Raw genomic sequence first — 15,524 nt, forward strand, 5'->3', positions numbered from 1 at the left:
TAGCGTCACACCGCCCGCCCGGGGCGACAGCGCGCCGTCGTGACGGGCTCCCGCTACGACAGGCCCCACCGCGAGAGGGCCGTGGCGGGCGCCCGCCCCGTCGCCGTTCCGACACCCGCGAGTCCGTCCGGGCGCGCGGCGGGGCACAGGAGGACGACGCCGCCCGCCTCACGCGCGCGCGGACGGCGACCGTGCGGCGTCGTCGCCGTGCCGCAGGAGCGCCCCGGTGGGCCGGGCGTGACACGGGACACGGTGCCGGGGGACGATGGCGGGAGCCGCCGCGGGTCCCGGACCGGCCCGCGCGGATCGCCGGAGCACGGCACCCGCGGTCCGGGACCGCGACCACGAGGACGGCGCCACCATGGCACTCGACGTCATCTACACCAACGGCAGCATCCATACGCAGGATCCTCGGCACCCCGTGGTGGGCGCCCTGGGGGTGCACGGGGGGCGCGTGGTGAGCGTGGACGACGAACTTCCCTCGGACGTCTTCTCGCGGGTGGTGGACCTGCACGGGGCCACCGTGGTCCCGGGCTTCCACGACGCCCACTGCCACCTGAGCGCCCTCGGCGAGTCCCTGCTGCAGGTGGACCTGCGGCCGGTCACGGTGGCCACGATGGACGAGCTGCTCGACGCCGTGGGGGCCGCCGCGCAGGAGGCCGAACCCGGTAAGTGGGTCATGGGACAGGGCTACGACCAGAACCACCTGGGCGGGGCCCACCCCACGGCCGAGGCGCTGGACGCGGTGTCCCCCGAGAACCCCGTGTGGCTGTGGCACAACTCGCGGCACATGGCCGTGGTCAACACCGCGGCCTTCGAGGCCGCCGGCTACCCCGGGCGCACCGGGTTCACGGTCCCCGAGGGCGGCAGCGTGCCGCTGGACGACGACGGCGCCGCCCTGGGCCTGCTCGAGGAGACCGCCCGGTCCATCGTCTCGGCCGCGATGCCCGCCAAGACCACCGAGCAGGTGGCGGAGCAGATTGCGGCCGCGAGCGACGTCGCCGTGGCCGCCGGGATCACGTCCGTGACCGAACCGGGGCTGGGCGCCCCGGAGCACCTGGGCCAGTGCGTCACGGACCTGGCCGCCTACCAGCTGGCCCGGGACCGGGGGCGGCTCGCGGTGCGGGCCACCGTGATGCCGTACCTCACCACGCTGCACCCGGTGGACCCCACCGGGGCCACCGTGGCGCGTGCGCTGCCCGAGGACGGCCAGCCGTTCGGGCTGGACCTCGGGCTGCGCACCGGGCTGGGCGACGAGCGGCTGCGCATCGGCGCGGTCAAGGTGCTCTCGGACGGCTCGCTGATCGGGCGCTCCGCGTACATGACCGAGGACTACGCCGCGGACGCCGAGGCCGGGACCCACAACACCGGCTACCTGCAGTTCCCGCAGGACTGGCTCCGACGCCGCCTGGTGGCCGCGCACGAGAACGGCTGGCAGCTGGCCGTCCACGCGATCGGCGACGGCGCGGTGGACGTGGCCCTGGATGCCATCGAGGACGCCCAGCGTCGGGCCCCCCGCGAGGACTGCCGCCACCGCATCGAGCACTTCGGGGTGGCCAGCGACGAGCAGGTGGCCCGCGCCGCACGGCTCGGCGTGGTGCCCGTGCCGCAGGGGCGGTTCGTGAACGAGCTCGGGGACGGCATCGCCCGTGCCATGGGCGAGCACCGCACCCGGCTGTGCTACCGCATGAAGTCGCTGCTCGACGCCGGCATGGAGGTCCCCGCCTCCACGGACGCCCCCGTGGTGGACTACCCGCCGATCGCCAACATCCACGACATGGTCAACCGGCGCACCTCCTCCGGCGCGCAGTTCGTCCCGCAGGAGTGCGTCACCGTGGCCGAGGCGGTGCGCGCCTACACCGTGGGCAGTGCCCACGCCTCCCACCAGGAGCACGAGAAGGGGCGGCTGGTGCCCGGGATGCTCGCGGACTTCGTGGTGCTCTCCGAGGACATCCACACCGTGGATCCCGCCCGCATCAAGGACGTGCGGGTCACCGCCACGGTGATCGGCGGCGAGGTGGTGCACGGCTCCGTGTGACGCCCCGGCGGTAGGATCGCCGGACAAGCCCCAGAACGGTGATCCGGGCCACACTCGACCCGGAGTCAGGAGATCCCCATGCCCCAGCAATCCGCCGGCCACCTGATCGTCGAGTCCCTCAAGGCCCACGGCGTGGACCGCGTGTTCACCGTGCCGGGTGAGAGCTACCTGGACGTGCTGGACGGGCTCTACGAGTCCGGCGTGCAGAACGTGGTGTGCCGCCAGGAGGGCGGTGTCACCTACATGGCCGAAGCCTACGGCAAGCTGACCGGACGCCCGGGCGTGGCCATGGTGACCCGCGGGCCGGGTGCCTCCAACGCGTTCGTGGGCATCCACCTCGCGTGGCAGGACTCCACTGCCCTGGTGCTGTTCGTGGGGCTGATCCCCGTGGGGCACCGGGACAAGGAGGCCTTCCAGGAGCTGGACCCCCACCAGTGGTTCGGGTCCCAGGCCAAGCGCGTGATGATCCTCGACGAGGCGGACCGCGCCTCGGAGTACGTGGCCAAGGCGTTCTTCGCCGCCCGATCCGGGCGCCCCGGGCCCGTGGTGGTGGGCCTGCCCGAGGACGTCATCACCCAGCTCACGGACGCCCCGGTGGTCCCGCCGCTGCCCGTGACGGAGGGTGCGGTCAGCGGCACCGACCTCGCGGACCTCGCCTCCGCCCTCGAGCACGCCGAGCGCCCCGCCATCCTGCTGGGCGGGCCCCGGTGGACGCCCGAGGCCTCCCGACAGGTCACCGCCTTCGCCGAGCGCCACGGGATCCCCGTGATCTCGGACTGGCGCGCGGGGGACCGCATTCCCGACGACTCCCCGGTGGACGTGGGTGAGCTCGGCTACGGCCGCACGGAGGCCACCCGGCGGGTGCTCGTGGACGCGGACGTGCTGCTGGTGGTGGGCACGAGCCTCTCGGACATCCCCACGGACGGCTTCACGCTGCGGCAGGACCCCTCCGCCGTGAACTGGATCGTCAACATCGACCCCTCCCTGCGCCAGCACTCGGGGGCGGTGACCCGGCAGATCCTCGCCTCCCCCGTGGCCTTCGGCGAGGCCGTGGAGTTCCTGGAGCTGGCCGAGCACCCGGACTGGTCCGCGTGGCTGGCCCCCGCCGCGCAGGCCCGGCAGGAGCACCTGCGGATCCCGGAGACCGCGGGCAACAACGCCCCGGGCACCGCGGACATGGAGCTCGTGATGCAAGAGCTCATCAAGCACCTGCCGGAGGACGCCGCCATGACCACCGGCTCGGGCAACCACACGGCGTGGGGCGCGCGCTACGTGACCAAGCACCAGTACCCGTGCCACTTCTCGGTGCGCAACGGCACCATGGGGTACTCCGTGCCCGCCGCGGTGGCCGTGTCCCTGCAGGAGCCGGAGCGCTTCGTGTTCTCGGTGTCGGGAGACGGCGAGCTGCTCATGAACATGCAGGAGCTGGCCACGGCCGTGCAGTACGGCGCGCACCCGCTGATCCTGGTGGTGGACAACAGCCAGTTCGGCACCATCCGCGCCCACCAGGAGAACCACTACCCGGGGCGGATCTCCGGCACGCAGCTGCAGAACCCGGACTTCGCCACCATCGCGCGGGGCTACGGCGCCCACGGTGCCCGCCTGGAGCGCAACGAGGACATCGAGCGCGTCGTCACCGAGGCCGTGCGCGCCGTGACCGAGCAGCGCGTCCCCGCCCTGGTCCACGTGATCGTGGACCGGGCCAAACTGAGCCCGGGAATGTAGGGGCACCCCGGCGCGGCGGCGTCGTAGGGTGGTCCGTGACGACCCGCGGAAGTCGGGCCGTCGCCGCGTTCAGCGCACCACGAGGAGTTCCATGCACCGCCTGTTCCACAATGCCACGGTCCACGCCATGAACCCCGCCACGGGCTGGACGCCCCGGGGCCAGTGGCACTCCCACGACATGCCCCACCCCGATGCGATTCTCACGTCCGAGGACCGCATCGTGGCGGTGGGCGAGTACCGGCAGCTGCGGGACCTCGCGCCGCTGGGCACAGAGCGCACCGACCTCGGCGGAGCATATGTCCTTCCCGGCATGGGCGACGGGCACATCCACTCCGCCATGTACTCGCGCTCGCTCATCGAGCCGGACCTGAGGAACTGCACGTCCCTGGACGAGGCCATGGCCGTGCTGCGCCCGCACGTGGCCCAGGCCATGGCCGATGACTCCGTGACCTGGGTCTTCGGCGGGCAGTGGAACATCAATGCGTGGACGAGCCCCGAGCGCCCGGACCGCCACGTGCTGGACACGGTGGCGCCGGGCATCCCCGTGGCCCTGAGCTCCCTGGACCTGCACACCCTGTGGCTGAACTCCAAGGCCCTGCAGGTCCTCGGTCTGGACCGCACCGTGAGGGACCCGGACGGCGGGGAGTTCGAGCGGGACGAGCACGGTGAGCTCACCGGGGTGCTCAGGGAGGCCGCTGCGATCCCCATCCGGGACGGGCTGATGCAGTCGGACATCTCCGGCAGCATCGACAGCTACCTACCTCTGGGCCAGCGCGAGCTGCTCAAGCGCGGCATCACCTCCATCCACGACATCGACGGCGTGGACTGCCTGCACGCCTACCGCAAGCTCCACGACCGCGGCGAGCTGGACATCCGGGTGCACAAGATCCTGCGGCAGGAGCAGATCGAGGACTTCATCCGGCGCGGGATCCGCACCCACTCCGGGGACGAGTGGATCTCCATGGGCCCGCTCAAGCTCTTCGCGGACGGTGCCCTGGGCTCGCACACGTGCCACATGTCCGAGGCGTGGCCCGGCACCCAGGACCACGGAATGGCGGTGATGGAGCCCGAGGAGCTGGAGCACTGGATCCACCGGGCGGCTTCAGCGGGGATCGCCGCCGCCGTGCACGCCATCGGGGACCAGGCGGCCACCGAGGCCCTTGACGCCATTGCGGCGAACCAGGCCATCTCCCGGGCCTTCGGACTGCGCCACCGGATCGAGCACGCCCAGTACGTCAAGCGCAGCGACGTCCCTCGCTTCCGGCAGCTGGAGGTGACGGCCTCCCTGCAGCCCATGCACTGCACCACGGACATCCCCCTCAACGGGTTCCTGGAGGACCGGGACCTCGTGGCCTACGGGTGGAACAGCCTCCGCCGGGCGGGGGCCGAGCTGGTCTTCGGCTCCGACGCCCCCGTGGAGGATCCCAACCCGTTCCACGGCATCCACGCGGCCATCACGCGCACCCGGGACGGTTCCCCCCAGGGCGGGTGGCAGCCGCACGAGATCATCACCCGCCCAGAAGCCGTCTCCTACTACACCCACGCCGTGGCCCGCGCCTCGTACGAGGAGAACCAGAAGGGCTGCCTGGCCCCCGGGATGCTGGCGGACTTCGTGTGCGTGGACCGGGACATCTTCACCGTGGACGCGGAGGCCGTGCGGGACACCGTGGTGGAGGCCACGGTGGTGGGCTCCCAGATCCGCTACCAGCGCGAGGACTGACGTCCGCCCGCGGCGGGTGCCGTGCGGCGTCGTCGAGCCGGAGAACGACGCCGCCCACGGCGGACCGCGGAACTGCCGACTCGGGGCCCGGGAGCCCTGGTCCTCCGCCGGTTCCATCGGCCTCTCCGGCCCCGGGGACGACGCCGCCCCCGCACCGTGAGCGGCGCGGGGGCGGCGGTCTCGAAGAGCCTGTGCCGACTACTTCTTCTTGGGGGTGTGGATCAGTTTCTTGTTGGCGAACTCCTCGATGCCGAACGGCCCGAGCTCGCGGCCCACGCCCGAGCGCTTGACGCCGCCGAAGGGCAGGTCCGGGGCGGTGCCCGTGGTCTCGTTGACGTACACCATCCCGGAGTCCACGCGCTGGGCGACCTCCACGGCGGCGGCCTCGTCCGAGCCGAACACGGAGCCGCCCAGGCCGAACGGCGAGGAGTTGGCGAGCTCCACGGCCTCGTCCGCATCCTTGACCTTGTAGACCACGGCCACGGGGCCGAAGATCTCCTCGGCGTACGCGCGCATCTCGGGGGTGACGTCCGCGAGCACGGTGGCTTCCATCCACGCTCCGGGCTTGTCGAGCTTCTTGCCGCCGGCGAGCACGGTGGCACCCTTGTCCACGGCGTCCTGGACCTGCTCCATGATCTCGTCGCGAGCCTCCACGGCGCACAGCGGGCCCAGGAAGGTCTTCTGGTCCATGGGATCCCCGGGGGTCACGCCCTGCACGGCCTGGGTGAAGTTCTCCACGAAGGTGTCGTAGGCGTCCTCCAGCACGATGAAGCGCTTGGCGTTGGTGCACGCCTGGCCGTTGTTGCTCATGCGCCCGAGGACACCCTGCTTGACGGTGCGCTCCAGGTTCTCGGCGTCCAGCACGATGAAGGGGTCCGAGCCGCCCAGTTCCAGCACAACCTTCTTGAGGTTCTTGCCGGCGGTGGCCGCGACGGACGCGCCCGCCCGCTCCGAACCGGTCAGGGAAACGCCCCGCACCGCCGGATCCGGGATGATGATCTCCGCGACCTGGTCGTTGGACGCGAACACGTTGATGTAGACGTCCTCGGGGAAGCCCGCCTCGTGGAAGAGCTGCTCCTGCACGAGCGCGGCCTGCGGGACATTGCCCGCGTGCTTGAGGATGACGGTGTTGCCGAGCATCACGTTGGGGGCGGCGAAGCGCGCCACCTGGTAGTAGGGGAAGTTCCAGGGCATGATCCCCAGCAGCACACCCGTGGAGTCGAGCACCACGCGGGCCTCGCCGCCCGTGGAGGGCGTCAAGGTGCGGCCCTTCATGAACTCCTCGGCGTTGTCCGCGTAGTAGTCGTAGATGTCCGCCACGAGCTGCACCTCGGACACGGACTGCGCCAGCGGCTTGCCCATCTCCTCGGTGATCAGGGCGGCGAGCTTGTCCTGGCGCTCGCGGTACAGACCGGCCATGGCGTGCATGAGCCGCGCGCGCTCCGCCACCGGAACGGTGCGCCAGGAGGTGTACTCCTTGGCGGAACGGGCCACGGCGTCGCGGATCTGCTGGTCCGTGGCGGTCTCGAAGGTCTTGACGGTCTCCCCGGTTGCGGGGTTGGTGGTTGCGTAAGCCATGACCCGAGCCTACGGCGCATCACACGGCCGCGGCAGGGGTTTCACCCAGGGCGAGAAGCCCACGAGGCCGCGGTGCGCCGGTCGCGGACGGCACCGTGCGGCGTCCGTACCGGGACGCGGGTGAGCGGCGCGCGGGAGCGCCGACGACGGCCGCGGTGAGCATGATGGGCGTCACGAACCAGAACAATCGGGGTGAACGCGTCCACCCCCTGGACAATGGACGGTTCGGGCCCGGCGCCCCTTGCGCCCGGGCATACGATGAACGCAGACAGCCCCGTCCCACGAACCCGAGATCGCCGCGCACCGGCGCGCGCCGAAAGGAAAAAGATGAGCATCCACGACAAGGTCTCCGCCGTCCTCGAGGCGACCCCCAAGGGTCTTCTGATCAACGGTGAGTGGCGTGACGCCTCGGACGGCGGCACGTTCGACGTCGAGAACCCCGCGACCGGCGAGATCCTGGCCACGCTCGCCTCGGCCACCGAGGAGGACTCGCATGCGGCCATGGACGCCGCCGCGAACGCCCAGGAGTCCTGGGCCCGCACGAGCACCCGCGAGCGCTCCGAGATCCTGCGCCGCGCCTTCGACCTGGTCCAGGAGCACAAGGAGGACCTCGCGCTGCTGATGACCCTGGAGATGGGCAAGCCGCTGAAGGAGGCCCGGGGCGAGGTGGTCTACGGCGGGGAGTTCCTGCGCTGGTTCTCCGAGGAGGCCGTGCGCCACTACGGCCGCTACGCGTCCACGCCCGAGGGCAACCTCAAGATGTTCGTGTCCCACAAGCCCGTGGGCCCGTGCCTGCTGATCACCCCGTGGAACTTCCCGCTGGCCATGGCCACCCGCAAGGTGGCACCCGCCGTGGCCGCGGGCTGCACCATGATCCTCAAGCCCGCGCGCCTGACCCCGTTGACCTCCCAGCTCTTCGCCAAGCTCATGATCGAGGCGGGGATCCCCGCGGGCGTGCTGAACGTGGTGTCCTCCAAGTCCGCGTCCAACGTCTCGGATCCGATCATGGCGGACCCGCGCCTGCGCAAGGTGTCCTTCACGGGCTCCACCCCGGTGGGCAAGCAGCTCATGAAGACCGCCACGGACCACGTGCTGCGCACCTCCATGGAGCTGGGTGGCAACGGCCCGTTCATCGTGTTCGAGGACGCGGACCTGGACAAGGCCGTGGAGGGCGCCATGGCCGCCAAGATGCGCAACATGGGCGAGGCATGCACCGCCGCCAACCGCTTCCTGGTGCACGAGTCCGTGGCCGAGGAGTTCTCGCAGAAGTTCGCGGCCAAGCTCAAGGCGCTCAAGCCCGGCAATGGCCTGGACGAGGACTCCACCGTGGGCCCCATGGTGGAGAAGAAGGCCCTGGACTCGGTCAACGAGTTCGTCCAGGACGCACTCGAGAAGGGCGCGAGCGCCGTCGTGGGCGGCAAGCCCGTGGACGGGCCCGGCTACTTCTTCGAGCCCACCCTGCTCACCGGCGTGAGCGAGGAGTGCCGCGTGTTCCAGGAGGAGATCTTCGGTCCCGTGGCGCCCGTGACCACCTTCACGGACGAGGACGACGCCGTGCGCCTGGCCAACATGACCGAGTACGGCCTGGCCTCCTACGTGTTCACCGAGGACATCTCCCGCGCGCTGCGCATCGGCGAGCGCATCGAGTACGGCCTGCTGGGGCTGAACGTGGGCGTGATCTCCAACGCGGCGGCACCGTTCGGCGGTGTGAAGGAGTCCGGCGTGGGCCGCGAGGGCGGCGCCGAGGGCATCGCCGAGTACACCACCGTGCAGTACATGGGCATGCCCTCCCCCTGGGCCTGATCCCCGCACCGGATTCCGCGGGCCCGATCCGCCCGCACCGCATCCCGCGGCGCAGCGCCGCGCACAGCACGAAAGGACCATCAGAGATGGCAGAGATCGAGTACCGGCTTCCGCAGAAACGCGAGCTGGTGACCAGCATTCCCGGCCCGAAGTCCCAGTCACTGGCCGAGCGCCGCGCGCAGACCGTCGCGGCCGGCGTCGCCTCCTCCCTGCCCGTCTTCGCGGACGAGCTGGACGGCGGCGTGATCAAGGACGTGGACGGCAACCAGATGGTGGACCTGGGCTCCGGCATCGCCGTGACGTCCGTGGGCGCCTCCAACCCCAAGGTGGTGGCGCGCGTCCAGGACGCGGTGGCCAAGTTCACCCACACGTGCTTCATGGTCACCCCGTACGAGGACTACGTGGCCGTGGGCGAAAAGATGGCGCAGCTGACCCCCGGGTCCTTCGACAAGCGCACCGCGCTGTTCACCTCGGGCTCCGAGGCCGTGGAGAACGCCGTGAAGATCGCGCGCGTGCACACCAAGCGCCAGGCCGTCGTGGTGTTCGACCACGCTTACCACGGGCGCACCAACCTCACCATGGCCATGACCGCCAAGGTGATGCCGTACAAGCAGGGCTTCGGGCCGTTCGCCAACGAGGTCTACCGAGTGCCCATGTCCTACCCGTTCCGCGACCCCGAGGGCATGACGGGCGCCGAGGCCGCGAAGCGCGCACTGACCATGGTCGAGAAGCAGGTGGGCGCGGAGAACGTGGCCGCCGTGGTCATCGAGCCCATCCAGGGCGAGGGCGGGTTCATCGTGCCGGCCGAGGGCTTCCTGCCTGCGCTGTCCTCGTGGTGCCGCGAGAACGGCGCCGTGTTCGTCGCGGACGAGGTCCAGGCGGGCATCGCGCGCACCGGCGCATGGTTCGCGTCCGAGCACGAGGGCGTGGAGCCGGACCTCGTGACCTTCGCCAAGGGCATTGCCGGCGGCATGCCACTGTCCGGCGTGGTGGGCCGCGCGGAGATCATGGACGCCGTGCACCCCGGCGGCCTGGGCGGCACCTACGGCGGCAACCCGGTCGCGTGCGCGGCGGCCCTCGGCGCCCTGGAGGCCATCGAGGAGTGGGATCTTGTGGCGCGTGCGCGGGAGATCGAGAAGGTCATCCGCGAGGAGCTCGGTTCCGTGGCGGAGTCCGCCCCCGTGGTGGGCGACCTCCGCGGCCGCGGCGCGATGATCGCCCTCGAGTTCGTGAAGCCCGGCACCACGGAGCCCAACCCGGACGCCGCCAAGCAGATCGCCGCGCGCTGCCTCGAGCAGGGCGTCGCGATCCTCACGTGCGGCACGTACGGCAACATTGTGCGCCTGCTCCCGCCGCTGGTCATCGACATGGACCTGCTGCGCGACGCCCTCGGCGTGTTCGCCGCGGCCATCCAGGAGGTCGGCGCCTGATCCCGGGGATCTGACGTCTCATGCACCCTGACGGGCGGCCACCGGTTCTCCGGTGGCCGCCCGTTTGTATCCCGCTCGCCTGCCCGGCACGACGACGCCGCGTGGCCCGGACCTGCCGCGGCACCGGGCCCGGGCCGGCACCGTTCCACCGCGGCCGGCCCGGACCTGCGGCAACGGTGCAGATCCACCCGTGCGCCGCACGGCGTACGACGACGCCGCCCGCGCCCCTCGTGTGGTAGAACTCACCTATCCGCAGCCACCGCCACCACCTCTCCTGCGGTCGAAAGGACCAGCCATGAGCACCGGCAAAGCACCACAGGGACCGGCACCGACCGGCAGCTCCGCCGCCCCTGCGGCCGAGGGTGACTCCCCCGAGATCACCCACAAGGCGCTGCGCTCGCGCCACGTCACCATGATCACGCTGGGCGGGATCATCGGCGCCAGCCTGTTCGTGGGCTCGGGCAATGTGATCCGCCTGGTGGGTCCGGCCGCGGTGCTCTCCTACCTCCTGGGCGGGCTGCTCGTGTTCCTGGCCATGCGGATGCTCGGGGAGATGGCGGCGTCGCGCCCCGCCGTGGGCTCGTTCATGGAGTACGCGCGCGTGGGCCTGGGCGACTGGGCCGGGTACTTCGTCGGCTGGCTCTACTGGTACTTCTGGGTGGGTGTGATTGCGTTCGAGGCCGTGGTGGGTGGCTCGCTGCTCGCGGGGTGGTTCCCGGCGATGCCCGTGTGGCTGGGCTCGGTGGTCCTGCTGCTGGTCTTCACCGCCACCAACCTGATCTCCGTGCGTTCCTTCGGTGAGGTGGAGTTCTGGCTCGCGAGCATCAAGGTGGCCGTGATCGTGGTCTTCCTGGCGGTGGGCGCCCTCTTCGCGTTCGGGCTGTGGCCGGGCGCCGACTTCTCGATCCCCAACCTCTGGCAGCACGGCGGCTTCGCACCCCAGGGCGGCTGGGCCGTGATCTCCGGCGTGGCCGTGGTGATCTTCTCCTACTTCGGCACCGAGATCGCCGTGATGGCCGCCGCGGAGTCCGAGGACCCTGCCAAGGGCATCCGCCAGGCCACCGTGACCGTGGTGTGGCGCATCCTGATCTTCTTCGTGGGATCCGTCCTGCTGATCGTCACCATCGTCCCCTGGAACCAGCTTCCGGACCCGGACGTGCAGGCGCCGTTCGCGCACGTCTTCGAGCGCTTCGGCGTGCCTGGCGCGGAGATGATCATGAGCATCGTGATCTTCACCGCGGTGTGCTCCGTGCTGAACTCCGGCCTGTATTCGGCCGCTCGCATGTTCTCCGCCCTGGCGGGTGAGGGGCTGGCTCCGCGCATCGTGGCCCGCAAGTCCAGGAACGGCGTCCCCGCGGTGGCGGTCCTCGCCTCCACCCTGGGCGGTTATGCGGCGGTGTTCGTGAACTTCCTGGCTCCGGAGTCCGGGATCTTCGACTTCATCATGAACTCGGCGGGCCTGGTGGCCCTGTTCGTGTACGTGTTCGTGGCCATCACCCAGATGAAGCTGCGGTCGCAGATGAGCCCCGAGGAGCGGGCGAACCTCAAGCTCAAGATCTGGCTGCACCCGTGGCTCGGCATCCTGGTGATCGTGGCCGTCGCGGGAATCGTCGTGGTCATGCTGGTCTCGGACGCCGCGAGCCGCACCCAGGTGTGGACGAGCCTCGTGGCGGTGGCGGTGCTCGCCGTGTTCTGGCCGCTCGTGCGCCGCAACCTGCGACGCCGCCGGGCCGCCGAGACCGCGGCCCCCGCCACCACGCCCACCGCCTGATCCCCCACCGTTCACCGACCCCGCGAGAGGATCCCGTGGCGCACTTCCCCACCCTGACCGAGACCGTCGCGGCACTGCGCGGCGGCGAGACCACGAGCGAGTCCCTGACCTCGGATGCCCTGGACCGCATCGACGCGCTGAACGAGCACCTGGGTGCGTTCGTCCACGTGGCACGGGATGCCGCACTGGAGAGCGCCCGCGCCGCGGACCAGCGGCTGCGTTGCGGGGGTCTGCTCGAAGACTCTCCGGCACCGGCGTCCGAACGATCCGGCGGAACCACCCGGCACGGCGGAACGCGCCCTTCCGCCGGGCCCTCCCGGGAGCACGCGAAAGCGGCCGCCCTGCGCGGTGTCCCCCTGTCCCTGAAGGACGGGCACGACGTCGCCGGCATGCCCACCTCGTGGGGCTCACTGACCACCCGCGGGGCGGACGGAAGCATCCCGCGGGCGCAACGCTCGGACGAGCTCGCCGCCACCCTGCAGGACAGCGGCGCCGTGCTGCTCGGCAAGACCCAGGTGCCCGAGTTCCTGCTCAACTGCTACTCCGAGAACCGCCTGTACCCTCCGGCGCGCAACCCCTTTGACCTGCACTGCTCGGCCGGAGGTTCCTCCGGAGGCCAGGCCGCCGCCGTAGCCGCGGGCATCCTCCCCGCGGCCATCGGCTCGGACGGCGGCGGTTCCGTACGGATTCCGGCCGCGGCGTGCAGGCTCATCGGGCTCAAACCGAGCCGGGGTCGGGTCCCCAGCAGCGACGCGCTGTCCAACGTCGGCCAGCTGGGGGTCAACGGACCCATCACCCGTACCGCCGCAGACGCCGCCCTGCTCATGGACGTGCTGTGCGGCACCCCGGGCCACGAGCGCATCGACCGGCCCGTGGTGGCCGTGCCGGAACCCTCGTTCTCGCGGGTCGTGGATCGCGCCCTGCAGGGCGACGCGCCGTGGGGTCATCGCCCCCTGCGCATCGGGGTGAGCACGGCCTCGCCCTTCGACGCCACGTACGAGATCACGGTGTCCCCCGAGGCGCGCGCCGCGCTGGACGAGGGGATCCGCAGGCTCGAGTCCCTGGGCCACACGGTGGAGGACGCCGATCTCCACTACGATCCCGCGTACCCCGAGGCCTTCTCCCGGCTGTGGACCACCGCCATGGGCCAGCTGCCGCTCGACGGCGCCGAGCACCTGCTCACCGGCCTCGCCCGCTCGTTCCGCGAGCGCGCACTCTCCCGCAGTGCGGTGGAGCTCGCAGACGCGTTCGCCGTGCTGCGCGGCATCGAGGCGGACCTGATCCGCCAGTATTCCCGTTTCGACATGATTCTCACCCCGGCTCTCGCCATGCCCCCGCGGCCCGTGGGCTGGTACCACAAGGGCTTCGACATCGCGGATCCGGCGGGCGCGGACCAGGACTACCTGCGGCAGTGCCAGTACACGCCGTGGACCTCGGTGGTGAACGTAATCGGGCTGCCCGCCATCACGGTGCCCACCACGTGGCGCACCCCCGGGTCCGGGGACTACCCCGGGCCGGTTCCCATGGGCGTGCAGCTGGTGGGGCGCGCGTCCTCGGAGGCGCAGCTGCTCGCGCTGGCCGCCCAGCTGGACCCGCCCACGACGCCGCACGCACACCTCGTCGCCTGAGTGCCCCTCCGCGCACGGCGCCGCCCGCGCGCAGGAGGGGGCCGTGCGGCGTCGTCGTCCGCCGTGGCGGGGGCGGGGCCCGAAACCGAGCGGCGCACGGCCTGACGGGGCGCGCTTTCGGGACTAGGTTGGTGGCATGACCAACCGTGCGGGCACCGTTGCCCAACCCAGTGACCTCGTGGACATCGACCAGCTCCTGGCGGCCTACACCGAGCGGGTGCCGGACGCCGGGAACCCGGACCAGCGCGTGGTGTTCGGGACCTCCGGGCACCGTGGTTCCTCACTGAAGACCTCGTTCAACGAGCACCACATCGCGGCGATCACCCAGGCGATCGTGGAGTACCGCGCCGGGCAGGGCATCACCGGACCGCTGTTCATGGGCAGGGACACCCACGCGCTGTCCGGGCCCGCGCAGGACACCGCCCTGCAGGTGCTCGCGGCCAACGGCGTGCGCACGCTGCTGGACTCCCGGGACGGCTTCACGCCCACCCCGGCGCTGTCCCACGCGATCCTCACGTACAACGCGTCCGAGCCCGAGGACCGTGCGGACGGGATCGTGATCACCCCGTCCCACAACCCGCCCACGGACGGTGGCTTCAAGTACAACCCCCCGCACGGTGGCCCCGCGGACACGGACGCCACCGAGTGGATCGCGAACCGCGCGAACGAGCTCATCGAGGCGGGCCTGGACGGCGTGCGGCGCGTACCCCTGGAGGACGCGAAGGACGCGGAGACCACGGGCACGTTCGACTTCCTGGACAGCTACGTCTCCGCGCTGCCCGAGATCATCGACCTCGACGCCATCAAGACCGCCGGGGTGCGCATCGGTGCGGACCCCATGGGCTCGGCGTCCGTGGCGTACTGGCAGGAGATCGGCGAGCGCTTCGGGCTGAACCTGGAGGTGGTGAACCCCACCGTGGATCCGCAGTGGGCGTTCATGACCCTGGACTGGGACGAGAAGATCCGCATGGACTGCTCCTCCCCCTCGGCCATGGCATCTCTGATCGGGGCCCGGGAGAAGTACGACATCGCCACGGGCAACGACGCGGACAGCGACCGCCACGGCATCGTGACCCCGGACGCCGGGCTCATGAACCCCAACCACTACCTCGCGGTGGCCATCGACTACCTCTACCGCACGCGTGACGGCTGGCGTGGCGACGCGGGCGTGGGCAAGACCCTGGTGTCCTCCTCGATCATCGACCGCGTGGCACAGTCCCTGGGCCGCCGCCTGGACGAGGTGCCCGTGGGCTTCAAGTGGTTCGTGCCGGGCCTGCTGGACGGCTCCATCGGCTTCGGCGGCGAGGAGTCCGCGGGGGCGTCCTTCCTGCGCCGGGACGGCTCCGTGTGGACCACGGACAAGGACGGCATCATCCTGGCGCTGCTCGCCGCGGAGATGACCGCCACCACCGGCAGGACCCCCTCCCAGCGCTACCGCGAGCTCACGGAGCAGTTCGGGGATCCCGTCTACCAGCGCATCGATGCCCCGGCCAACCGCGAGCAAAAGGCCGCTCTCAAGAAGCTCTCCGCCGAGCAGGTCACCGCGGACACCCTGGCCGGTGAGCCCATCACCGCCAAGCTCACGGAGGCCCCCGGCAACGGTGCCCCCGTGGGCGGGCTCAAGGTCACCACCGAGAACGCGTGGTTCGCGGCCCGCCCCTCCGGCACGGAGGACGTCTACAAGATCTACGCCGAGTCCTTCAAGGGTGAGGAGCACCTCAAGCAGGTGCAGCAGGAGGCCAAGGCCCTGGTGGACTCGGTCATCGGCTGAGGTTGGGCAGCGCATGACGCCGCGTCCGCCGCCGCGCACCACCCGGGCACCCACCCCATC

The 15,524-nt window shown here is 71.2% G+C and carries 9 protein-coding genes; 8 read left to right on the top strand and 1 reads right to left on the bottom strand.

Annotation, left to right across the window (positions count from 1 at the left end; all coding sequences use genetic code 11):
- The first annotated feature begins 361 nt into the window (after nt 1-361).
- The 3 genes from DNL27_RS10540 (at nt 362) to DNL27_RS10550 (ending at nt 5,483) form a co-directional block, all read left to right on the top strand.
- Nucleotides 362-2,038, top strand: coding sequence for an amidohydrolase (locus tag DNL27_RS10540; protein WP_012399012.1), 1,677 nt, complete (start codon nt 362-364; stop codon nt 2,036-2,038).
- Between the two features lie 78 nt (nt 2,039-2,116).
- A complete protein-coding gene (locus DNL27_RS10545) occupies nt 2,117-3,763 on the top strand; it encodes a thiamine pyrophosphate-dependent enzyme (protein WP_012399013.1) in 1,647 nt (548 codons plus the stop codon).
- A 91-nt stretch (nt 3,764-3,854) separates the two neighbouring features.
- Nucleotides 3,855-5,483, top strand: coding sequence for an amidohydrolase (locus DNL27_RS10550; RefSeq protein ID WP_012399014.1), 1,629 nt, complete (start codon nt 3,855-3,857; stop codon nt 5,481-5,483).
- A gap of 198 nt (nt 5,484-5,681) precedes the next feature.
- Here DNL27_RS10550 and DNL27_RS10555 read toward each other — a convergent pair whose 3' ends face one another.
- Entirely contained in the window at nt 5,682-7,061 is a 1,380-nt protein-coding gene (locus tag DNL27_RS10555) for an NAD-dependent succinate-semialdehyde dehydrogenase (protein WP_112235509.1), read from the bottom strand.
- Between the two features lie 327 nt (nt 7,062-7,388).
- Here DNL27_RS10555 and DNL27_RS10560 point away from each other — a divergent pair, with 327 nt between their 5' ends.
- From DNL27_RS10560 to pgm, 5 genes are all read left to right on the top strand, one after another.
- Complete coding sequence (locus DNL27_RS10560) at nt 7,389-8,864, top strand: NAD-dependent succinate-semialdehyde dehydrogenase (protein ID WP_112235510.1); 1,476 nt, start codon at nt 7,389-7,391, stop codon at nt 8,862-8,864.
- Between the two features lie 86 nt (nt 8,865-8,950).
- The gene (gene gabT / locus DNL27_RS10565) at nt 8,951-10,294 is read left to right on the top strand and encodes a 4-aminobutyrate--2-oxoglutarate transaminase (protein ID WP_112235511.1); all 1,344 of its coding nucleotides are present in this window, start codon (nt 8,951-8,953) and stop codon (nt 10,292-10,294) included.
- Between the two features lie 295 nt (nt 10,295-10,589).
- A complete protein-coding gene (locus tag DNL27_RS10570; protein ID WP_112235512.1) occupies nt 10,590-12,065 on the top strand; it encodes an amino acid permease in 1,476 nt (491 codons plus the stop codon).
- Nucleotides 12,066-12,100: 35 nt separating this feature from the next.
- Nucleotides 12,101-13,693: an amidase gene (locus tag DNL27_RS10575; RefSeq protein ID WP_112235513.1), complete on the top strand. Its 1,593-nt coding sequence runs from the start codon at nt 12,101-12,103 to the stop codon at nt 13,691-13,693.
- Between the two features lie 136 nt (nt 13,694-13,829).
- Entirely contained in the window at nt 13,830-15,464 is a 1,635-nt protein-coding gene (gene pgm, locus DNL27_RS10580) for a phosphoglucomutase (alpha-D-glucose-1,6-bisphosphate-dependent) (RefSeq protein WP_012399020.1), read from the top strand.
- The last annotated feature ends 60 nt before the right edge of the window (nt 15,465-15,524 follow it).

It is taken from the genome of Kocuria sp. BT304, assembly GCF_003290245.1.
In the GTDB taxonomy this organism is placed as follows: Bacteria; Actinomycetota; Actinomycetes; order Actinomycetales; family Micrococcaceae; genus Kocuria; species Kocuria rhizophila_A.

What these genes read in the sequence shown, in the direction of transcription:
- DNL27_RS10540 (WP_012399012.1), top strand. Translation starts at nt 362, where the DNA reads ATGGCACTCGACGTCATCTACACCAACGGCAGCATCCATACGCAGGAT.
- gabT (WP_112235511.1), top strand. Translation starts at nt 8,951, where the DNA reads ATGGCAGAGATCGAGTACCGGCTTCCGCAGAAACGCGAGCTGGTGACC.
- DNL27_RS10555 (WP_112235509.1), bottom strand. Translation starts at nt 7,061, where the DNA reads ATGGCTTACGCAACCACCAACCCCGCAACCGGGGAGACCGTCAAGACC.
- DNL27_RS10550 (WP_012399014.1), top strand. Translation starts at nt 3,855, where the DNA reads ATGCACCGCCTGTTCCACAATGCCACGGTCCACGCCATGAACCCCGCC.
- DNL27_RS10545 (WP_012399013.1), top strand. Translation starts at nt 2,117, where the DNA reads ATGCCCCAGCAATCCGCCGGCCACCTGATCGTCGAGTCCCTCAAGGCC.
- pgm (WP_012399020.1), top strand. Translation starts at nt 13,830, where the DNA reads ATGACCAACCGTGCGGGCACCGTTGCCCAACCCAGTGACCTCGTGGAC.
- DNL27_RS10570 (WP_112235512.1), top strand. Translation starts at nt 10,590, where the DNA reads ATGAGCACCGGCAAAGCACCACAGGGACCGGCACCGACCGGCAGCTCC.
- DNL27_RS10560 (WP_112235510.1), top strand. Translation starts at nt 7,389, where the DNA reads ATGAGCATCCACGACAAGGTCTCCGCCGTCCTCGAGGCGACCCCCAAG.